We start from the raw sequence: 20,970 nt of genomic DNA on the forward strand, positions 1-20,970 counted from the left end.
GTCCGGTGGGGACCGGACCCCCGCCCGCCCGCCGTTGAGCCGACGGGCCTCCGGGGGCGGGGGCGCCGGAGGCCCTGGCGCTCAGGACCTTGGGTCAAGAGCCTTGGGGTCAGGGCTCGTTTCTCAGGACCCTGGGGTCAGGACTCTTCGTTGATCAGTTCGTTGATCTTCGCGTCGGCGGCCTTCGTCGCGTCGGCCACCGAGTCACCCTTGAGGATCGACAGGAGCATGTTCTGCAGGACCTCCTCCTTCTCGATGGAGGTCCAGCCGGGCGCGATCGGGGTGAACCACGCGTCGGGCACCGCGTTGGCGATGGCGGCCGTCTCCGGCTTCGCCTTCAGCGGCTCCAGCTGCTTCTCGTTGTTCGGGAGGATGTTCTTGCCGGCGAGAACCTCCATGGACTTCTCGCTGGTGAACATCGAGACCCAGTCCTCGGCCAGGTCCTGCACCTTGGACTTGCTGGTGATCGCCAGGTCGGAGCCGCCGATGAAGGAGGGCAGCGCCTTGCCGTTCGGGCCGGGCATTCCCGCGGTGAGGATCTTGCCCTCAAGCTTCGGGTTGCCGTTGTTCTTGCCGTCGATGACGGAGCCCGACTCCCAGCCGTTGCCGTAGATGAGGGCCGCCTTCTCGTTGGCCATCACATTGGCGTGGTCCTGCTCGTCCTTGGTCAGGTCGGCCTTGTTGTACTTCTTGACCAGGTCGATGAAGTGCTGGATGCCCTTCTGCGACTCGGGCGAGGAGAGCGAGCCCTTCCACTCCTTCGCGCCCTCGTCGTACGTGGCGATCTTGCCGTCGTACGCGGCGACGTAGGACATGGCGGCGTACCAGTAACGGCCCGGCAGGTAGAGGCTGGAGGCGCGCTTGTCCGTCTTGCCGAGCTCCTTGGCGACCTTGTCCATCGCCGCGAGCATCTCGTCCTCGGTCTCCGGCAGCGTGTCGAGGCCGGCGCCCTTCTTGAGCATGTCCGTGTTGTAGATCGCCACGCGCGCACCGGCGTAGTACGGCACGCAGTACTGCTTGCCCTCGAAGGTGCAGGTGTCCTTCAGGCCCTGGATCCAGGTGTCCGAGTTGTCGTACTTCTTGGGATCGACCTCGGCGACCGCGCCGTTGAGGATGTACTGCATCGTCTCGGTGTTGCCGAGCTCGACGACATCCGGGAACTTGTCGCCACCGAGTGCGGTGTCGAGCTTCTTGGCCTTGTCCGCCCACTGCTGGTACTGGACATTGACCTTGACGTTCGGGTACTTCTCCTTGAACTGCGCGTTGACGTCCTTGACCAGTTCCGGCCAGGTGCTCTGCGCGTCCACCATCAGCCAGACGGTGACTGTGTCCTTACGGTCCTTCGGGTCCTTCGCCGAATTGCTGTCGTCGGATCCGCACGCCGCGACCGAGAACATCATGCCCGCGACGCCGATCGCCGCGATGAGCTTGCGCTTCACGCCACCCTCCTCAGGGATTCCTGCAACCCCCTCCCCACCGCGCTGACTTACGACGAGTACCACCGGGGCTGGGACCTGGTCTTTAATGGTTTAGACCAGTACGGGGAGCTTGGCCTAGACCTTTAGGGGTGTCAAGGGTGTATAAGAGGGCTGTCGTGTCCGTTATCGGACCGACACCTGGATCGGGGAGACGACCCGCGACCGGACCGTGCCACCATGTGAGCCGCAACAGACGGAGGAGCCGGTGACGGCAGCAGCGCAGGAGTCGGGAAGGCAGACCATGGCCACGGACGGGGGCGGCAGCGAGCCCGAGAACGGGGCGGCGACCCGTACCGCACGCGTGCCCAAGTACTACCGGCTGAAGCGGCACTTGCTCGACATGACGGAGACGCTGCCCCCGGGCACGCCCGTACCGCCGGAGCGCACGCTGGCGGCCGAATTCGACACCTCGCGCACCACGGTGCGCCAGGCGCTCCAGGAGCTGGTTGTCGAGGGCCGGCTGGAGCGGATCCAGGGCAAGGGCACGTTCGTGGCCAAGCCCAAGGTCTCGCAGGCGCTCCAGCTCACCTCGTACACCGAGGACATGCGCGCGCAGGGCCTGGAGCCGACCTCGCAACTTCTCGACATCGGCTACGTCACCGCCGACGACACGCTCGCCGGGCTGCTCGACATCACCACGGGCGGGCGCGTGCTGCGCATCGAGCGGCTGCGTCTGGCGAGCGGCGAGCCGATGGCGATCGAGACCACACACCTTTCGGCCAAACGCTTCCCCGCGCTGCGCCGTTCGCTCGTCAAGTACACCTCCCTCTACACGGCGCTGGCCGAGGTGTACGGCGTGCACCTGGCGGAGGCCGAGGAGACGATCGAGACGTCGCTGGCGACGCCGCGCGAGGCGGGGCTGCTCGGTACGGATGTGGGCCTGCCCATGCTGATGCTGTCGCGGCACTCGATCGACACCGCCGGGGAGCCGGTGGAGTGGGTGCGGTCGGTGTACCGGGGCGACCGCTACAAGTTCGTGGCGCGGCTGCGCAGGCCGACCGACTGAGCCGCGCGGGACTGAGCCGCGCGGGACTGAGCCGCGCGGGACGCCGGACCGAGAGCCGTACGGGCCCCCCACCGAGCCCGGACGAAACCCGACGAGCACGACAAAGCCCCACGTCAGACGGCCTGTTGAGAACCCGACGCAGGAGTACGGCACGCACACCGTTGCCGTACCGATATGCGGACGGGGGGTGACGCATGCCGAGACGTTCCCTTAGATTTCCTGCGTGTTTCAGCAGGTGACCAGTGAGGGGACGACTCGCCATGCCAGAGCCGGCACAGCCAGGTTCCACGCAGGACTCACAGGGATCGTCGGGGCGTCCGACGCCGAGATCGATCGCGATCTGGGCGCTCGTCGCCCTGGTGGGCGCGGTCGGCTGGGGCGTCCTCGCGCTGTCGCGCGGTGAGGAGATCTCCGCCGCCTGGATGCTCGCGGCGGCGCTCGGTTCGTACGCGATCGCCTACCGCTTCTACTCCAGATTCATCGCCCGGCGCGTACTGAAGGTCGACAAGACGCGGGCCACACCCGCCGAACGCCTCGACAACGGTGTCGACTTCCACCCCACCGACCGGCGCGTGCTCTTCGGGCACCACTTCGCGGCCGTCGCGGGCGCGGGACCGCTCGTCGGGCCGGTGCTGGCCGCCCAGATGGGCTATCTGCCCGGCACGATCTGGATCGTCGCGGGCGTCATCTTCGCGGGCGCGGTCCAGGACATGGTCACGCTCTTCTTCTCCACGCGCCGCGACGGCCGTTCGCTCGGCCAGATCGCCCGTGACGAGATAGGCCCGTTCGGCGGCGCCGCCGCGCTCATCGCGGTCTTCCTCATCATGATCATCCTGCTGGCCGTGCTGGCGCTGGTCATCGTCAACGCGCTGGCCGACTCGCCGTGGGGTGTCTTCTCCATCGCGATGACCATCCCGATCGCGCTCTTCATGGGCGTGTATCTACGGGTGCTGCGGCCGGGCAAGGTCAGCGAGGTCTCTTTCATCGGCGTGGCGCTGCTGCTGCTCGCGATCGTGGCCGGCGGCTGGGTCGCCGAGTCCTCGCTCGCCGACACGTTCACGCTGGAGGCCGGCACGCTGGTCATCTGGATGATCGTGTACGGCTTCCTCGCCTCCGTACTGCCGGTCTGGATGCTGCTGGCGCCGCGCGACTATCTGTCGACCTTCATGAAGGTCGGCACGATCGCGCTGCTGGCGGTCGGTGTCGTCGTCGCGCTGCCGACGATGAAGATGGACGCGGTCACGGAGTTCGCGAGCCGGGGTGACGGTCCGGTCTTCGCCGGTTCGATGTTCCCGTTCGTCTTCATCACGATCGCGTGCGGCGCGCTGTCCGGTTTCCACGCACTGGTCTCCTCGGGCACCACGCCGAAGATGGTCCAGAAGGAGACCCAGATCCGGATGATCGGGTACGGCGCGATGCTCACCGAGTCGTTCGTCGCGATCATGGCGATGATCACGGCGTGCATCATCGACCCGGGGCTGTACTTCGCGGTCAACTCCCCCGCCGGAGTCATCGGCGGCACGGTCGAGTCCGCCTCGCAGGCGGTCGCCAACCTCGGTTTCACCATCTCGCCGGACCAGCTCGCCCAGGCGGCGAAGGACGTCGAGGAGGCGAGCCTGCTGTCCCGTACGGGCGGCGCGCCGACCTTCGCGCTCGGTATGTCGGACATCTTCTCGTCCGTCGTCGGCGGCGCGGGGATGAAGGCGTTCTGGTACCACTTCGCCATCATGTTCGAGGCGCTGTTCATCCTCACGACGGTGGACGCGGGGACGCGTGTCGGGCGCTTCATGCTCCAGGACATGCTCGGCAACGTCTACAAGCCGATGCGCCAGGTCAGTTGGAAGCCGGGCGTCTGGTTCGCCAGCGCCGTGGTCGTCGGCGCGTGGGGCTACTTCCTCTGGGTCGGCGTGCACGACCCGCTGGGCGGCATCAACCAGCTCTTCCCGCTGTTCGGCATCGCGAACCAGCTCCTGGCGGCGGTGGCGCTCGCCGTGTGCACGACGCTGCTGGTGAAGTCGGGGCGGCTGAAATGGGCCTGGGTGACGGGAGTTCCGCTCGCCTGGGACGCGGCGGTCACCCTCACCGCGAGCTGGCAGAAGATCTTCTCCGACGACCCGAGGGTCGGCTTCTTCACCCAGCGCGACGTCTACCAGGCGGGCATCGACAAGGGCGAGGTGATCCCGCCGGCGAAGACGATGGACGACATGCACACGGTCGTCACCAACTCGACGGTGGACGGCGTCCTTTCGGCGGTCTTCGCGATCCTGATCCTCGTGGTCATCGCCGACGCGGCACGGGTCTGCTACAAGGCGATCCGCCACCCTTCGAGCGTGAAGCTGTCGGAGACGCCGTATGTGAAGTCGGAACTGGTCGCACCGGCGGGCCTGATCCCGACGAAGGAGGAGAAGGCGGAGCTGGTGGCGGCCGAGGCATCGACGAGGGCCGGGGCGGGTCCGTCATGACGTCGGCGATCTCAGCGGCGAAGGTACGGCACGCGGTGGGCCGGATCCGTTGGTACGTACGTGAGTTGACGGGCGAGTCGGCGTACGACCACTACGTGGCCCACACCCGCGCCTGCGACCCGACGGCGGAGATCAAGACCCGCCGCACGTTCGAACGCGACCGGATGGACGCGAGGGAGGCGGACCCGAGGGAAGGATTCCGCTGCTGCTGAGCCGCCGAAGGGCCGCCGTTCCCTGCGGGGAGCGGCGGCCCTTCGCCGTGAGAGGGGCCAGCGCACCCAGTCCTTGAGCTGCTCGGTCTCCAGCGTGATCCCCACCGGTTCGGGCAGAGCGACCGTCCTGCCGAACGGCACGGTGCGGGCACGCTCGGCCGCGCCGCTCAGAATCCGGTACAACTCGTCGAAGTCGGCCGTTTCCACATGGACCCGGTCAGTAGTGGCCACGCTGCTGGACCCTCCTCATGTCGCGCTCAACGGTAGCGGCGCCCTCGGACAACGCACCGCCATAGCCGTGTCGCACACTGCATGGATGGATCAGACGACACGGCCGGAGGCCGACTTCACCATCAGAGCGGCCGAGCCCGGCGAGTACGACGTGCTCGGGGAGATAACCGCGCGGGCCTATCTGGACGACGGGCTGCTGGACTTCGGGGAGGACGACCCCTATCTGGCCACTCTGCGGGACGTCGCCGCGCGGGCCGCCGGGGCCGAGGTGCTCGTGGCCGTCGACGCGGACGGGGGTGTGCTCGGTGGGGTGGCCCATGTCTCCGGGCCGTCCGCGTGGGCCGATCTGGCCGGGGACGGGGAGGCCGAGTTCCGCATGCTGGCCGTCGCGCCGGCCGCCCGGGGCCGGGGTGTCGGCGGGGCGCTCGTACGGGCGTGTGTGGAGCGCGCGCGGGCCACCGAGGGGTGCGTACGGGTGCGGCTGTCCACCCAGAAATCGATGCTGGGGGCCCATCGGATCTACGAGCGGATGGGCTTCGTACGGACCCCGGAGCGCGACTGGTCGCCCATCCCGGGGCTGTCCCTGCTTACGTACAGCCTGGAAATCTAAGGCGTTTCGGGGCTGATTCCGGCGCAAGCCGAAACACCCGCGACACAACATGTGGGGGGTGCTGCTCCCAACGGGCCCCACATGTATGCTCAAGTCTGTTGTCGCCGCAGGAGAATCCGGTGGAAATCCGGAACTGTCCCGCAACGGTGTGCTGTGGTGCGCTTTGCGCGCCCGCGAGTCCGAGCACCTGCCGACGGCGCATCCGGCTCGACCGATCCGGATGCCGAGACGTCCGGGCCTCGAGGTTGGGCCGGTGGACGCCGCACCGCGCGCTGCCCGCTCCCGGGCCGGCGTACGCGGGCGTGCGCCGCCGTGCCCCTCCCCCGTGGCCCAGAGCCGAGCGAGGGAGAGCACCACGTGACCATCGCGCCAGCCGATCCGGCTTCAGCGATCTCCGAGCGGGGACCGGGTACGGCCGTTCCGGCCGACAGGTCTGTCGACAGGCCGGCCGACGGGCCCGGGACGAGCCTTCTGCGGCTCCTCACGGACCTCACCGCCGACCTGACCGACACGGACCCCGGCAAGGTCGCCGCGGCCGCGCTCCGGGGCCGTAACGCCGCGTCGGACGAGGCCGAGTTGCGTGAACTCGCCACCGAGGCCGCCGCCGGGCTCATCTCCGAGGACCCCGCCTACTCCCGGCTCGCCGCCCGCCTCCTCACCCGCACCATCGCGGACGAGGCCGCCGGCCAGGGCGCCCTCTCGTTCTCCTCCTCGGTCGCCGTCGGCCACGCGGAGGGCCTGATCGCCGACCGTACGGCCGCGTTCGTCACGCGCCACGCCGCCCGCCTCGACGCGCTGATCGACCCCGTCGCCGACGACCGTTTCGGCTACTTCGGCCTGCGTACCCTCTTCAGCCGCTATCTGCTCCGGCACCCGATCACCCGCGAGGTCATCGAGACGCCGCAGTACTTCATGCTGCGCGTCGCGTCCGGCCTGGCCAAGGACGACTCCCCGGCCGCCGTGGACGAGGTCGCCGCGCTGTACGGCCTGATGAGCCGGCTCGACTACCTCCCCTCCTCCCCCACGCTCTTCAACTCCGGCACCCGGCACCCCCAGATGTCGTCCTGCTACCTGCTGGACTCCCCGCTGGACGAGCTGGACTCGATCTACGACCGCTACCACCAAGTGGCCCGCCTCTCGAAGCACGCGGGCGGCATCGGCCTCTCGTACTCCCGTATCCGCGCCCGCGGTTCGCTGATCCGGGGGACGAACGGGCACTCCAACGGCATCGTGCCGTTCCTGCGGACGCTCGACTCCTCCGTCGCTGCCGTCAACCAGGGCGGCCGGCGCAAGGGCGCGGCCTGCGTCTACCTGGAGACGTGGCACGCGGACATCGAGGAGTTCCTGGAGCTGCGCGACAACACCGGCGAGGAGGCCCGCCGTACGCACAATCTGAACCTCGCGCACTGGATCCCCGACGAGTTCATGCGCCGGGTCGACACGGACGGCGACTGGTCGCTGTTCTCGCCCTCCGACGTGCCCGAGCTGGTCGACCTGTGGGGCGACGACTTCGACGCGGCGTACCGCGCGGCCGAGGCGGCGGGCAAGGCCCGCCGGACCATCCCTGCGCGTGAGCTGTACGGCCGGATGATGCGCACCCTCGCGCAGACCGGCAACGGCTGGATGACCTTCAAGGACGCGTCGAACCGTACGGCGAACCAGACCGCCGAGCCCGGCACCGTCGTGCACTCCTCGAACCTCTGCACCGAGATCCTGGAGGTCACGGACGACGGCGAGACGGCCGTCTGCAACCTCGGCTCGGTCAACATCGGCGCGTTCGTCACAGACTCGGGCGAGCTGGACTGGGAGCGGCTGGACGAGAGCGTCCGCACCGCCGTGACCTTCCTCGACCGGGTCGTGGACATCAACTTCTACCCGACCGAGCAGGCCGGCCGCTCCAACGCCAAGTGGCGCCCCGTGGGCCTGGGCGTGATGGGCCTCCAGGACGTCTTCTTCAAGAAGGGGCTGCCGTTCGACTCCGCCGAGGCCGCCGCGCTCTCCACCCGTATCGCCGAGCGGATCATGCTCGCCGCGTACGAGGCGTCCTGCGACCTCGCCGAGCGCGAGGGCCCGCTGCCGGCCTGGTCGCGGACGCGCGCCGCGCGCGGCGTGCTGCACCCGGACCACTACGACGTGGCGCTCAACTGGCCCGAGCGGTGGGACGCGTTGCGCGCGAGGGTCGCGAAGACCGGTATGCGCAACTCGCTGCTGCTCGCCATCGCGCCGACGGCGACCATCGCGTCGATCGCCGGGGTGTACGAGTGCATCGAGCCGCAGGTCTCCAACCTCTTCAAGCGCGAGACGCTGTCGGGTGAGTTCCTTCAGGTCAACGCCTATCTGGTGGCGGAGCTGAAGCGCCTCGGCGTGTGGGACGCGCAGTCCCGTGAGGCGCTGCGCGAGTCCAACGGCTCGGTGGCGGGCTTCAGTTGGATCCCGGCCGACGTCCGCGAGCTGTACCGCACGGCGTGGGAGATCCCGCAGCGCGGCCTGATCGACATGGCGGCGGCACGCACGCCGTTCCTCGACCAGAGCCAGTCGCTGAACCTGTTCCTGGAGACGCCGACCATCGGGAAGCTCAGCTCGATGTACGCGTACGCCTGGAAGAAGGGGCTCAAGACCACGTACTACCTGCGGTCGCGCCCCGCGACACGGATCGCCCGCGCGGCGAAGTCGGCGACCCCGTCCGTACCCGCCCCGTCCGTACCGCTTCAGACGGCGCCGGACGCGGACACGATCGCCTGCTCCCTGGAAAACCCCGAGTCCTGCGAGGCCTGCCAGTAATGAGTTCCACCACCCCTGCCGTAGAGAAGAACCTGCTCGACCCGGGCTTCGAACTGACCCTGCGTCCCATGCGCTACCCGGACTTCTACGAGCGCTACCGCGACGCGATCAAGAACACCTGGACGGTGGAGGAGGTCGACCTCCACTCCGACGTCACGGACCTCGCCAAGCTCTCCCCGGGCGAGCAGCACATGATCGGCCGGCTGGTCGCGTTCTTCGCGACGGGCGACTCGATCGTCTCGAACAACCTGGTGCTGACGCTCTACAAGCACATCAACTCCCCCGAGGCGCGGCTCTACCTCTCCCGCCAGCTCTTCGAGGAGGCCGTGCACGTCCAGTTCTACTTGACGCTGCTCGACACCTACCTCCCGGACCCGGCGGACCGCGCGGCGGCGTTCGACGCGGTCGAGGAGATCCCGTCGATCCGCGAGAAGGCGCAGTTCTGCTTCAAGTGGATGGACTCGGTCGAGAAGATCGACCGCCTGGAGTCCAAGTCGGACCGGCGCCGCTTCCTGCTGAACCTGATCTGCTTCGCGGCCTGCATCGAGGGCCTGTTCTTCTACGGAGCGTTCGCGTACGTCTACTGGTTCCGCTCGCGCGGCCTGCTGCACGGGCTCGCCACCGGCACCAACTGGGTGTTCCGCGACGAGACGATGCACATGAACTTCGCCTTCGAGGTCGTGGACACCGTCCGTAAGGAGGAGCCGGAACTCTTCGACGACGAACTCCGGCAGCAGGTCACCGACATGCTGAAGGAGGCGGTCGAGGCGGAGCTCCAGTTCGGCCGCGACCTGTGCGGCGAGGGCCTGCCGGGCATGAACACGGAGTCGATGCGCGAGTACCTCCAGTGCGTCGCCGACCAGCGCCTCCAGCGCCTGGGCTTCGCGCCGGTGTACGGCTCCGAGAACCCGTTCTCGTATCTGGAGCTGCAAGGCGTCCAGGAGCTGACGAACTTCTTCGAGCGCCGCCCGTCGGCGTACCAGGTGGCGGTGGAGGGCACGGTCGGCTTCGACGACGACTTCTAGGAGAACCGCGCCCGAGCGCCCGAGCCCCGTGGAACGCCCCACGGGGCTCGGGCACGATGCCCCCATGTTCTCTCACGAGGGTCTTCAACTCCGCGAATGGACCGAGGCGGACGTCCCGGCCCTGTCCGCCTGACGGACGACCCCACGGTCGTCCGCGAGAGCGACGGCCACAGCGCGCGGCTGCGGACGTGGGAGGTCCGGCGCGGCAGCACCCCAATGGCATTCCACAACAGGACATAACGCCATGTGGGTTGAAGCAAGGCAAATATCGGATCATCCTTGCCCCCATGCGACTCGCCTCCGCCTCCTTGGACATGCCCACCGCGGGTGACTACGCCTACGACTGGGCGTTGATCGACGTCGAGACCTCGGGTCTTGTCGCCCGGCGGGACCGGGTGCTGTCCGTCGCGGTGGTGACGATCGGTCAGGACGGCGAACAGACCGGGGAGTTCTCGACACTGCTCGACCCGGGATGCGACCCGGGCCCGGTGCATGTCCACGGGCTGACCGCCGAGCGGCTGCGGGGCGCGCCGACCTTCGATCAGGTCGCCGGGCAGATCGGGTCCTTACTTCAGAACCGGGTGCTGGTCGCCCACAACGCCCAGTTCGACTACGACTTCCTGGCCCATGAGTTCGCCCGTGCGCGCATGTGGCTGCCGGTGTCCCAACGGCTGTGCACCCTGGCCCTCAACCGCCAGGTGGATCCGCCGACGGACGACATGAAGCTGGGCACTCTGGCCGCTCACTACGGCGTACCGCAGACGCGGGCCCATGACGCGCTGGACGACACCCGCGTGCTGGCCGGGATCCTGCGGGCGTCGCTGTGTGAGGCGGCGCGGCTCGACCTGCCTCTGCCGCTGGTGGCCTGCCCGCCGCGGGCGGAATCGCAGTTCACCCCGAATCCGCCCAAGACACCTTGCGCGTACCGGAACCCGGGACGGCTGACTCCCGGCGAACCGCTCCGGCAAGGGATGAAGATCGCGATAACCGGTGAGACCGCCCACGCGCGGGCGGAGTTGGTCGGGCGGGCCGTGGCCGCCGGGCTGAACATGGTGACGTCCGTCAGCCGGCACACCAGCGCGCTGGTCACCAACCAGTCGTCCGATTCGGCGAAGGCGCGGCGCGCGGCGTCCGAAGGGGTGCCGGTCATCGACGAGCACACCTTTCTGCGGATGCTGGCCGACGTACGGGCCGGGACAGCGCATGAGGCGACAGCCGCTGCCGTGGCCACCGTTCCGCTGAAGGCTCCCGCGACACCACAGACCCGCGTCGCGGAGTCCCACCCCGGATCCGTCCCCGGATCCGTCCCCGGATCCGCTCCCGTTCCCGTAGCGGTTCCCGTACCCGTTCCGCGCCAAGCGGTGAGCCCGGTCGGCGCCTTGGGTGACCCCCTGTCGGGGCACCGGGTGCTGGTCCTCGGCGGCGTCCATGCCGCCGCCGTCGCGGCCCGCACCCGCGTCGTCGAGCTGGGCGGATCCGCGGCGGTCAATCTGTCGGCCAGTGTCACCGACGTCGTCCTCCTCGCCAGTGGCGAGAGAGACCGCCGTATGAGCCGCATCACAGCCCTTGAACTCCCCGTGCACGACGAGCACTGGCTCACCGCGCCGACAGCCGCCGCCCCGGGCAGCGCGACGGCCCGGACGCGGGAGCCACACGTGATGCCGAGGGGTGGCGTCATCGACCTGCCCATGCCGCACGGCACACCGGCGCCCGAGTGGTACGTCACCGCGGGCTGGTCTCCGCGGGCGGGCTGCGAGATCGACGTGGTCGCCTTCATCCTCGACGAGGACGAACAGGTCACCTCCGACGAGGACTTCGTCTTCTACGGCGCCCCGGAAAGCCCCGCCGGCACCGTACGGCTCCTCACCGGCGGCCCCGCGGAACAGACCATCGCCCTCGACCTCGCGTCCATGCCGCCCGCGACCCGCAAGGTCGTCGTCGCCGCGGCCATCGACGGCGCGGCCACCTTCGGGACGGTCGGCGCGATCCAGATCGGTGCCGCCGCGGGCAGTAGCGGATCGCCCATCGCCAGGGCGACCCTGGACGCCGCCACGACCGAACGCACGGTGCTCCTCGCCGAGATCTACCGCCGAGGTCCGCTCTGGCGCCTGCGCGCCGTCGGCCAGGGCTACGACCACGGCCTCGACGCTCTCGCGCGCGGCTACGGGGTCAGCATCGCCGACTGAACGAAGTCGCCGGCGGCGATCGCGCGTTCGGGACGTGGATGCGACGGCGCCCCCGGCGCAACTGCCCCGTGACAGTTGCGCCGGAAGCCACCCGCCTCCCACCTGCCACCCACCCGCCACCCGCCCCCACCGGCCCGCATAGGCTGCCCGCCATGAGCGACACGCGGGTTCGTACACGCACGCGGCTGGTGGCCGCGGCCGTCGCCGGTGGGACCGTCGTGGCAGGGCTCGGGATCAGGGTTGTCGCCGGCGGGGGCGTCGCCAAGTACGGCGGGGTCGCGCTGTACGCCGTCCTCGTGTACGTCCTTGTGGTGATCGCCGCTCCCCGCGTGCGGCCCGTCGTCGCCTGCGCCGTCGCGTTCGGGTTCAGTTGTGCCGTCGAGCTGCTTCAGCTGAGTGGGGTGACCGCCGGGCCGGCCGAGCGGAGTGTGGTCGTGCGGCTTGTGCTCGGGTCGACCTTCAATGCGCCTGACCTGCTGTGGTACGCGGTCGGTGCCGCAACCGCCGCGCTGGCGCACGCGTCGGTGACCGGACGACGGGCGGCTCCGGCGCGCCGTCCAGGTGTTCCGCGCGCCGCAGTTGGCGGTCGATGGCGCGGTCCTTGGCGTAGCCGATGAGTCCGGGAAGGGCGAAAAGGGCGAAAAGGGCCAGTACGACGAGGTAACCACCGATTGCGTTCATGTCTCCACTGTCGTCGTTCCACGACAGAAAGAGCAGTGGCAGGACTGTCATGAACCATCGAATTACTGCCACACTGGCGCCATGCTGAAAAACGTGGCGGTCGTCCTGCTCGACGGAGTCCACCCCTTCGAACTCGGCGTGCTCTGCGAGGTCTTCGGCCTCGACCGCAGCGCGCAGGGCCTCCCGGTCTACGACTTCGCCGTCGTCTCGGCCGAGGGCCCCGTCCTCCGTACGCACGCGGGATTCACCATCTCCGCGCTCCAGGGTCTCGACCGGCTGGAGGAGGCCGATCTGATCTGTGTGCCGGCCGGGGACGAGTACGTCGTACGGGACTACCCGCCCGAGCTGCTGGACGCGCTGCGCCGGGCCGTGGACCGGGGCGCGCGCGTGCTCAGTGTGTGCTCCGGCGTGTTCACCCTCGGCGCCGCCGGGCTGCTCGACGGGCGCCGTTGCGCCATCCACTGGATGCACTCCGCCGAGCTGGCCAGGGCCTACCCGCTGGCCGTCGTGCAGCCCGACGTGCTGTACGTGGACGACGGCCCGATCGTGACGTCCGCCGGTACGTCCGCCGGCATCGACGCCTGCCTCCATGTCGTACGCCAGGAGCACGGCCCCGAGGTCGCCAACGCGCTCGCCCGCCGCATGGTGGTGCCGCCGCACCGCGACGGCGGGCAGGCGCAGTTCATCGAGCGGCCGCTGCCCGTCGCGTGCGACACCGTGGGCGGGGTCCTCGCCTGGATGGAGCGGCATCTGGACAGCGAGATGACCGTCGAACAGCTCGCGGAACGCGCCCATATGTCGCCCCGCACCTTCGCGCGCCGTTTCCAGCAGGAGACGGGCACCACGCCGTACCGCTGGCTGCTGCGCCAACGTGTGCTGCTGGCACAGGAGTTGCTGGAGGGGACGGACGAGACGGTGGACGCGATCGCCGGCCGGTCCGGCTTCGGGAACGCGGCGGGGCTGCGGCACCACTTCCTGCGTACGCTCGGAACGACCCCGAACGGCTACCGGCGTACGTTCAGGGGCCCCACGCGCGTCGCGTGAGGCCCCGTCCGCCGGAACGAACCGTCAGATACCGCAGCTCGGCGCCGACCAGAAGCGGCTCGGCCGGTGGTCGACGTGCGCGTGGTCGTTGTGGTCCGGGTACCCCGGGCCGAGGATGCCGTTGAAGCCGTGGTTCCGCGCGTTCTGGGCCAGGCCGCACAGCGTGTGCGGTCCGGACCCGATGTCGGCGGCGTCACCGTACAGATGGCGGCTGCCGCTGGCCCCGCCGACCGCGGCGTTGCACGCGTTCGAGCGGAATCCGCTGGTGATACGGAGCGGCTGGTCGCCCATCGCGTGCCGCATCGCCTCCAGCTTCCACATGGTGCGCAGGGCGTTGGACTTGGCGGTCGCCGCGCTCACCGCGCCGCCCGACCAGTCGGAGTTGCAGGTGTTCAGCTCGGCGTAGGTGAAGTGGATCGGGGTGCAGTCGTTGTCCTGCAGCTCGTAGATCTTGTTGAAGGTGGCGGGTCCGGCGACACCGTCGGCGGCCAGCCCGTACGCGGACTGGAAGCGCTTGACGGCGGCGGCGGTCGCCGGTCCGTAGGCGCCGTCGATGCCGAGCACGGCGCCGTTGCCGGCGTGACCGGCCACCCGGATCTGGAGCTGGGTCACGGCGGCGCCGCTGGATCCTTGGGAGAGGGTGCCGGACCAGGTGTAGCAACCGTCGGCCTGCGCGGTGCCGGCGGTGACCACCGCACCCGCCCAAGCGAACGACAGGGTCATGACAAGGCTGAGCAGAAGTCTTGAGGTACGTCGCAACATCGGGTCTCCAGAGTCCAGGCAAGGCGAGATGTACGGCAGAGAGTGGCGCACGGGTCGACGCGCGTCAACCCGTCCTCGACCAGGGCCACTTGTCGGACCAATGGCGGCGCGAGCCATACCGCTCATCCCGCGCAGAACGCCGTCGGCCCCGCTCCCGGAGATCCGGAACGGGGCCGCGAAACCATCATGCGGACTCAGGCGTTCGGCACGGTCTCGTAGCGCGGCGTGCCCTCTTCCATCTGCCGCAGCGCGTCCTTGCGGTCGCGCTTCCCGAGCCGGTCGATGTACAGGTGTCCGTACAGATGATCCGTCTCGTGCTGCAGGCAGCGCGCGAAGTAGCCCGTGCCCCGCACCTTGATCGGCTTGCCCTGGACGTCCTGGCCCCGGACCACCGCGTAGTCGGGCCGCGCCAGCTCCGCGTACGCCGTCGGGACGGAGAGGCAGCCCTCGTTGCCGTCCTCCAGATTGCGCTCCTCCGGCGGGAGTTCGTCCAGCACCGGGTTGCACACGACGCCCACGTGCCGTACGCCGTCGTCGTCCGGGCAGTCGTAGACGAAGACCTTCAGGTCCACGCCGATCTGGTTGGCGGCCAGGCCCACGCCCTCCGCCGTCCGCTGGCTCGCGAACATGTCGTCGACGAGCGCGGCGAGTTTGTCGTCGAACTCGGTGACGTCCTGGCACTCCTTGTGCAGGACCGGATTGCCGACGACGGTGATGGGGCGCGACGTGCCGCGCTCGCGGTACGCCAGCTCACGCGCCTCCGCGTCCCGCGTGTCGACGAGGAACCCCTCGTCGTCCACGGTCCCCTCACCCTCCAGGATCGCCCCGCCGCCCTCGGTCTTCTGGTCCGTCTCCTGCTGCGCCATGTCCGCAGTACGCCTTCCTCGGTACCCGCTGCTGCCTGTACACCGCTGCCTGCGCGATGTGCCCGTACAGCCTACGGCCCGCAGTCCCACTGTCCGCCGCGCTGCCCGGGATCCCCTCCGTGGGAGGACGTCAGCAGACCTCTTCGAGGTCCCGCCACTCGCGTGTGTCCGGGCTGTCGGCGACCCAGCCGTCGAGCAGCCCCCGGACCAGTCCGGGCGGCGCGGCTATCCCGCACTCGCGCTCGGGGACCCACAGCTCGCCCTCCGTACGATGCCCGAGCGGCCCCGGATGTCCCGGCTCGCTGTGGTCGTGCGGGTCGAGGTGCTCGCCGTCGCCCTCGGCGCTCGGCATCCGGCTCTCCGAGCAGGCCCGGCAGAGCAGTCGTACGGAGGACGACCAGTCCTCGGCGGCGAAGCCCGCGTCGGCCGCGAGCCGCTCCAGGGCGTCCCGGTCGGACTCCGTCGCCGCTTCCAGCAGCACCACCCAGGTCGGCACGGGCGACGGGGCCCACAGCTCGATCTCGTCGAAGACCGGGAAAGCCCGCGCGGAGCCGTTCGACCCCGCGGCGGTCGTACGCTCGCCGTTCGGCACGCCGTCGTGCAGGACGACCTCGCCCCAGCGGCGGCCCGAGGACGGCAGCGGGATGGACAGGATCTCGATCCTGGCCGGGTCGAGCCTGCGGCCCCAGACGACCTCGGCCTCGCCCTCGGGCGAGAGCCGGACGGCCGCGCTGCCCAGGTCCATACCGACCGGCTCACCGGTCGCCGCGGCCGCGTACTGATTGCCGGGCACCTTGAGGCCGTACGCCTGCCAGGCCCGCCGGGCCAGCGGCCAGTCCTGGAGCGCGGTGGCCGCGATGCCGACGTTCCACCAGTCGGGTGCCCCGGTCTCCTTGTCCAGCAGCGCGACGGCGCGCAGCCCGGCGGCCCGCGCCTGCTCCCAGTCGTGCCGGAACTTGTGCAGCAGGGCCAGGTTGAACCAGGACTCGGAGAGCCAGGGCTCCAGATCCGCCGCACGGGTGAGCAGCGCACCCGCGTCCTCGTACCGTCCGTCGCCGATCAGCGTGAACGCGCGGTCGGTGGCCTGCCGCCACGAGGCGGAGGGCCGATGCCGTACCTTCCCGAAGATCTTCACGATTCCCGCCTGCCGGTCGCTCGGGTCTGTGCCCCCGGACACCCTCTTGGACTCCTCTTCGCATCCAACCATGCCCGGTCGGACGCTCGCTCCTTACCCATGGGTTACCCAGCCCGACCAGGGGTCAGACCACCACGTGACAGGACACGCGCCAGAGATTCCACCACCTCGGGCTGGTAGTCGTGGCCGGTGCCGAGGCGCAGCCGCTCCAGGGCGCTGAGCGGCCCGGTGGCCCCTCCGGGGCCGTCGGCGCCCGCCCCGGTGAGATCGTCGTACGCGTTGACGGCGCGGACGATCCGGGCCGACAGAGGCTGTTCGCGGTACGGATCGGCCTGCCGCTCCACGACGACGGCGACCGCCGACGGGACTCCGGTCTGGCGTACGACGGCCCCGCCGAGCAGTGCGATCCGCCGCTGCTCGGCGACCGGCAGCAGGGCGGTGGCGCCGTCGGGCACGGGATCGACGAGCGACAGCTGACCGATGTCGTGCATCAGCGCCGCGTGTTCCAGGACGGTCAGCTCGGCTCCGGAGAGTCCCAGCTCACGGCCGACCGCGCGGCTCAGCTCCGCGACCCTGTGGGCATGGCCGTGGCGGGTGTACCCGGCGATCTCGGTGGCGCGGGCGAGCGAGGCGATGGTCTGGCCGTAGACGGTGCGCACGGCCGTGTACCGCCGGAAGGACAGCTGCGTCAGCAGCAGCGGCACACAGAACACGGGCAGCGCCCACAGCCCCGCCACGGCGACGCCGAGGGCCATCACTACACCGGTCGCGCAGACGGCCGAGCCGATGCCCAGCAGGGCGCGCAGCTCGTCGCGGAGCAGCGGACCGTACGGGTGGCGGGTACGGGCGCGCAGCATCAGCGCGGCGAGGACGGCGTCGCACAGGGCGGTCAGCATCAGTAGGAGGAGCAGCAGAAGCGCGTGGTACGGGCCTTCGCCGACCCGCTCGCCCCACTCGCCCGACGCGACGAACGGCTGGAAGCAGACGGCGGCGAAGCCGACGGTGAGTACGCGGCGCGCCACGTGGTCGCGCGCGGGGCCGTGGCCGCGGGCGAGCTGCGGTACGGCTCCGACGAGGACGGCCGCGACGACGACGGCGACGGTCTGCGCGACACCGTGCTCGGCCGGCCGGCCCGCGTTCTGCCCGAGCAGGGCGTACGCGAGGGCTCCGGCGGCCGCGAGGGGCGCGGGCTCGCGCTCGCCGGGGAGGGCGCCTCGGCGGACGAGTTCGCCGAGGGTGATGAGAACGCCGAAGGCGAGGGCGGTGCGGGGCTCGGTGACCCCGTGCCAGAGCGTCCACCCGAGACCGGCCCCGGCGAGCACGAGAGCGGCGCCGTGGACGGCGACGACGGTGGGGGCGGGACGGGGCGGGCGGACGGGAGGGGCATTCATGGGCGCCTGCTGCCAGTACGGGGGCGTGGGACACCCCTGGCGGGGCGCACGAGGGCGGTCCGTCGGACGGTGTCTCCTCGGCGACGCCGTCCGGCGACGTTCACAGTCGGCCGCCGGGGGGCGGTGTCCGATGTGGGGTGTCCGAGCCCCGCGGTGGCGGGACGTTTTTTCGCGACGCGACAGGCGCTGCAGGCGCGACAGGCGCGACAGGCGCAGATACGGCAGACGCGCCGGTGACATGCGGCGGCGCCCCGAGCAGCGCCCGGACCGCCACGGCTGGCGTCGCCTCCAGCGGCGGATCCGGCGGAGGCTCCGGCCCGGACCCCGCCTCGTGCGACGCCGCCGCCTCGTGCGACGCCACCGTCTCGTCCGACGTCACCGCCGTCTGCCAGCCGTACCGGTCCAGCGCCCGTACGAGCGCCCGCACCATCCGCGGGTCGAACTGGGTGCCCGCGCACCGCCGCAGCTCCGCCACCGCCGTCGCCACCGGCCGCGCCCGCCGGTAGGACCGGGTGGAGGTCATCGCGTCGAAGGCGTCCGCGACGGCGACGACCCGTGCGAACTCGGGGATCTCGGTCCCCGCCAGGCCGTACGGATAGCCGCTGCCGTCGAGCCGTTCGTGGTGGTGCAGGATCGCCAGCCGGGCCTCTCCGAGGAAACCGATGCCGCGCACGATCTCGTGCCCGTACTCGGGGTGCAGCTCGATGACGCGCCGCTCGTCGGGGGTCAGCGGCCCGTCCTTGCGCAGCACTCGCGTGGGGACGCCGAGCTTGCCGACGTCGTGCAGGATCCCGGCGAACCGGAGGACCTCCAGGCGCTCGGTGTCCATCCCCAGCTCAGCGGCGATCATCGCCGACGCCCGCCCCACGCGTTCGCTGTGGCCGCGCGTGTACCGGTCCTTGAGGTCGACGGCCTGGACGAGCGCCCTGATGGTCGCCTGGTGGGCGGCACGCTCGCGGTGGTACTGCGCGAAGACCCAGCAGGAGATGTACATCGGCAGCAGTACGAAGAGCGCGGAGAGCGGACCGTACGGGCTGCGCCAGAGGACGGCCATCATCAGCCCGGCGAGGGCGTGCGCACCGTACGGCGCGAGCGAGCGCGGCAGCAGGCCGCGCCAGGCCGTGCGGACGGGCTGCCGTTCGGCGGTCACGAAGATGCCGCCGTCGAGCGCGCTCAGGACCAGGCAGAAGGCGAGCGCACCGGCCCCGGCGGGCAACAGGGCGTACGGAAAGTCCGGGACACCGGGGAGGGCGGGGGCACCGGGAGAGGCCCCGCCGGGACGCACGGCGCCGCCCAGCGCCGCCGGACCGTCGAGGAGCCGGTGGACCAGGGCGGCGGCCCAGGTGGCGATGGCGAGCTGGGCCGCGCGCCAGACGCGGCGGACCGCGGCCGGCCGCTGCGCGACCTGGCCGCAGAGCCCGCCGGGGACGGCCACGAGCGCCGCGGCGGCGGGCGGCAGCAGGAACGCGGCGGCGAGCAGGACGGGAAAGAAAGACCCGGCGGTGACGGGCACCGAGCCGCGCACCGACCTCCCGAGGAAGCGGCAGCGGGCGGGTGCCTCGCAGAGCGCGTACAGCGCGCCGAGCAGCAGTACGGCGGGCCACAGGCTGCCCGGACCGGCCAGTGAGCCGGGGCGTAACCGGGGCAGGGCGAACGCGGGAAGCACGCACGCGAGGGCGCCCAGCACAGCGCAGCAGATGTACGCGCGTGCCGCTCCCGGAATGGCGTTCACCCCGCTTTCACCCCGCACACGCTCCCTTGGCACCGGCCCGGAACAGCCCGAAACAGACGGTCAGGCTAGCGAGTTGGGTACGGGGCCACCGGCGGACGGCGGCGATTAGCACCATCGGGTGATGCGCGTGCGAACGCACGCGGGGCGCGCCGCGATGTGCGCGGCGCGCCCCGTAGGCGTGTCGGTACTGCGGTTGCCGACTACTCGTTGGCGGTGGCCGGCTGGTCGGAGTCGACGTCCGTCACGTCCCGCTCGGGCACGGTGTGGCCGGCGCGGATGAGGTCGATCCGTCCCATGACCTTGGCCCGCAGGTCGGTCGGTACGTCGTCATGTCCGCAGCACCGCTTGACCAGCTTCTTCACGGCCTGCTCGAGTCCGTACTTCTCCAGGCACGGCGAGCACTCGTCGAAGTGCTCCTCAAACTTGGTGCAGTCCTTGTCCGGCATTTCCCGGTCGAGGTACTCGTAAAGATGGTCGAGAACTTCGGTGCAATCCGTCTCGTGCGGCTCTCCGCAACTCATGAGCCCGAGCCTTTCCGATCATCCGACGACTCTCCGGCGCCGGCCGGGGCAAGCCCGCGCTCGCGGGCGTAGTCCTCAAGCATGCCGCGCAGTTGCCGCCGTCCACGGTGCAGTCGCGACATCACCGTACCGATGGGTGTCCCCATGATGTCCGCGATCTCCTTGTAGGCAAAGCCCTCTACATCGGCGAGATACACGGCGATGCGGAACTCCTCGGGAATCGCCTGGAGCGCTTCCTTCACGTCGGAGTCGGGAAGGTGGTCGAGCGCCTGTGACTCCGCGGAGCGCAGACCGGTCGACATGTGCGACTCGGCGCGCGCCAGCTGCCAGTCCTCGATCTCCTCGGCGGCGCTGCGCTGGGGTTCACGCTGCTTCTTGCGGTACGAGTTGATGAAGGTGTTGGTGAGGATGCGGTACATCCACGCCTTGAGGTTGGTGCCCTCACGGAATTGGTGGAAGGAGCCGTACGCCTTGGCGTAGGTCTCCTGCACGAGGTCCTCGGCATCGGCCGGATTGCGCGTCATGCGTAGGGCGGCCGAGTACATCTGGTCGAGATAGCCGAGGGCGTCGCGCTCGAAACGGGCGTTGCGCTCGGCGGCTGACTCTTCCTTGTGGCCGTCGTCGGTCCCTGTGTCGGTCCCAGTGACCGGACCCACCTCCTCCAACGCTGCGGCAGGCCCGAAGGCGGACCCACTCGAATCGGAGAATAGTCGACCTTGTGCCGGGGCGGGCTTGGTGGCCGCATCGGCCGACGAGCGAGCGGGCGTGGTCCTGGGTGCGGAGAGCACCGTCCACTCCACTTCGGTGGCGTGCGACCGGGCGGGGCAGATGGTCAAACCCATGCGAC

General features: G+C 70.3%; 17 protein-coding genes and 1 riboswitch. Of the genes, 9 read left to right on the forward strand and 8 right to left on the reverse strand.

The window, feature by feature from the left end; translation table 11 throughout:
* Nucleotides 1–137: 137 nt before the first annotated feature.
* Complete coding sequence (locus ACFUN8_RS26260) at nt 138–1,439, reverse strand: sugar ABC transporter substrate-binding protein (protein WP_383642313.1); 1,302 nt, start codon at nt 1,437–1,439, stop codon at nt 138–140.
* A gap of 280 nt (nt 1,440–1,719) precedes the next feature.
* Between ACFUN8_RS26260 and ACFUN8_RS26265 the strand changes: the two genes are divergently transcribed.
* The 9 genes from ACFUN8_RS26265 to ACFUN8_RS26305 all read left to right on the forward strand — a co-directional run bounded on the left by ACFUN8_RS26265 (nt 1,720) and on the right by ACFUN8_RS26305 (nt 13,716).
* On the forward strand, nt 1,720–2,484 hold the full coding sequence (locus tag ACFUN8_RS26265; protein ID WP_383642373.1) for a GntR family transcriptional regulator: 765 nt from the start codon (nt 1,720–1,722) through the stop codon (nt 2,482–2,484).
* A 260-nt stretch (nt 2,485–2,744) separates the two neighbouring features.
* The gene (locus ACFUN8_RS26270; RefSeq protein ID WP_383642316.1) at nt 2,745–4,946 is read left to right on the forward strand and encodes a carbon starvation CstA family protein; all 2,202 of its coding nucleotides are present in this window, start codon (nt 2,745–2,747) and stop codon (nt 4,944–4,946) included.
* Between the two features lie 8 nt (nt 4,947–4,954).
* A complete protein-coding gene (locus ACFUN8_RS26275; RefSeq protein ID WP_383642376.1) occupies nt 4,955–5,158 on the forward strand; it encodes a YbdD/YjiX family protein in 204 nt (67 codons plus the stop codon).
* A 316-nt stretch (nt 5,159–5,474) separates the two neighbouring features.
* Nucleotides 5,475–5,999 carry a GNAT family N-acetyltransferase gene (locus ACFUN8_RS26280; RefSeq protein WP_383642319.1) on the forward strand — a complete coding sequence of 175 codons (525 nt, stop codon included), beginning with the start codon at nt 5,475–5,477 and terminating at the stop codon, nt 5,997–5,999.
* 78 nt (nt 6,000–6,077) lie between these two features.
* A riboswitch (cobalamin riboswitch) is annotated at nt 6,078–6,209 on the forward strand.
* 147 nt (nt 6,210–6,356) lie between these two features.
* A complete protein-coding gene (locus tag ACFUN8_RS26285; protein ID WP_383642322.1) occupies nt 6,357–8,780 on the forward strand; it encodes a ribonucleoside-diphosphate reductase subunit alpha in 2,424 nt (807 codons plus the stop codon).
* The gene (locus ACFUN8_RS26290) at nt 8,780–9,805 is read left to right on the forward strand and encodes a ribonucleotide-diphosphate reductase subunit beta (protein ID WP_383642325.1); all 1,026 of its coding nucleotides are present in this window, start codon (nt 8,780–8,782) and stop codon (nt 9,803–9,805) included. Before ACFUN8_RS26285 ends, ACFUN8_RS26290 begins: the two co-directional genes overlap by 1 nt.
* Before the next feature lie 287 nt (nt 9,806–10,092).
* On the forward strand, nt 10,093–11,991 hold the full coding sequence (locus ACFUN8_RS26295) for a TerD family protein (RefSeq protein ID WP_383642328.1): 1,899 nt from the start codon (nt 10,093–10,095) through the stop codon (nt 11,989–11,991).
* Between the two features lie 152 nt (nt 11,992–12,143).
* Nucleotides 12,144–12,608, forward strand: a complete 465-nt coding sequence (locus ACFUN8_RS26300) for a DUF2809 domain-containing protein (RefSeq protein ID WP_383642331.1) — start codon at nt 12,144–12,146, stop codon at nt 12,606–12,608.
* Nucleotides 12,609–12,753: 145 nt separating this feature from the next.
* Nucleotides 12,754–13,716, forward strand: a complete 963-nt coding sequence (locus tag ACFUN8_RS26305) for a GlxA family transcriptional regulator (RefSeq protein WP_383642334.1) — start codon at nt 12,754–12,756, stop codon at nt 13,714–13,716.
* Nucleotides 13,717–13,740: 24 nt separating this feature from the next.
* Here the strand turns inward: ACFUN8_RS26305 and ACFUN8_RS26310 are convergent, their stop codons facing one another.
* The 7 genes from ACFUN8_RS26310 to ACFUN8_RS26340 all read right to left on the reverse strand — a co-directional run bounded on the left by ACFUN8_RS26310 (nt 13,741) and on the right by ACFUN8_RS26340 (nt 20,779).
* Complete coding sequence (locus ACFUN8_RS26310; protein WP_383642337.1) at nt 13,741–14,478, reverse strand: D-Ala-D-Ala carboxypeptidase family metallohydrolase; 738 nt, start codon at nt 14,476–14,478, stop codon at nt 13,741–13,743.
* Nucleotides 14,479–14,672: 194 nt separating this feature from the next.
* Nucleotides 14,673–15,344, reverse strand: a complete 672-nt coding sequence (gene def / locus ACFUN8_RS26315; RefSeq protein WP_383642340.1) for a peptide deformylase — start codon at nt 15,342–15,344, stop codon at nt 14,673–14,675.
* A 130-nt stretch (nt 15,345–15,474) separates the two neighbouring features.
* Complete coding sequence (locus ACFUN8_RS26320; RefSeq protein ID WP_382569618.1) at nt 15,475–16,479, reverse strand: tetratricopeptide repeat protein; 1,005 nt, start codon at nt 16,477–16,479, stop codon at nt 15,475–15,477.
* 104 nt (nt 16,480–16,583) lie between these two features.
* Entirely contained in the window at nt 16,584–17,870 is a 1,287-nt protein-coding gene (locus tag ACFUN8_RS26325) for an HD-GYP domain-containing protein (protein WP_383642343.1), read from the reverse strand.
* Between the two features lie 100 nt (nt 17,871–17,970).
* Nucleotides 17,971–19,602, reverse strand: a complete 1,632-nt coding sequence (locus tag ACFUN8_RS26330; protein WP_383642346.1) for an HD-GYP domain-containing protein — start codon at nt 19,600–19,602, stop codon at nt 17,971–17,973.
* 200 nt (nt 19,603–19,802) lie between these two features.
* On the reverse strand, nt 19,803–20,123 hold the full coding sequence (gene rsrA, locus ACFUN8_RS26335) for a mycothiol system anti-sigma-R factor (protein WP_383642349.1): 321 nt from the start codon (nt 20,121–20,123) through the stop codon (nt 19,803–19,805).
* Nucleotides 20,120–20,779 carry a sigma-70 family RNA polymerase sigma factor gene (locus tag ACFUN8_RS26340; RefSeq protein ID WP_023538783.1) on the reverse strand — a complete coding sequence of 220 codons (660 nt, stop codon included), beginning with the start codon at nt 20,777–20,779 and terminating at the stop codon, nt 20,120–20,122. The genes rsrA and ACFUN8_RS26340 overlap by 4 nt, the downstream gene beginning before the upstream one ends.
* Nucleotides 20,780–20,970: the final 191 nt, after the last annotated feature.

Source organism: Streptomyces sp. NPDC057307 (assembly GCF_042667665.1).
Classification (GTDB): domain Bacteria; phylum Actinomycetota; class Actinomycetes; order Streptomycetales; family Streptomycetaceae; genus Streptomyces.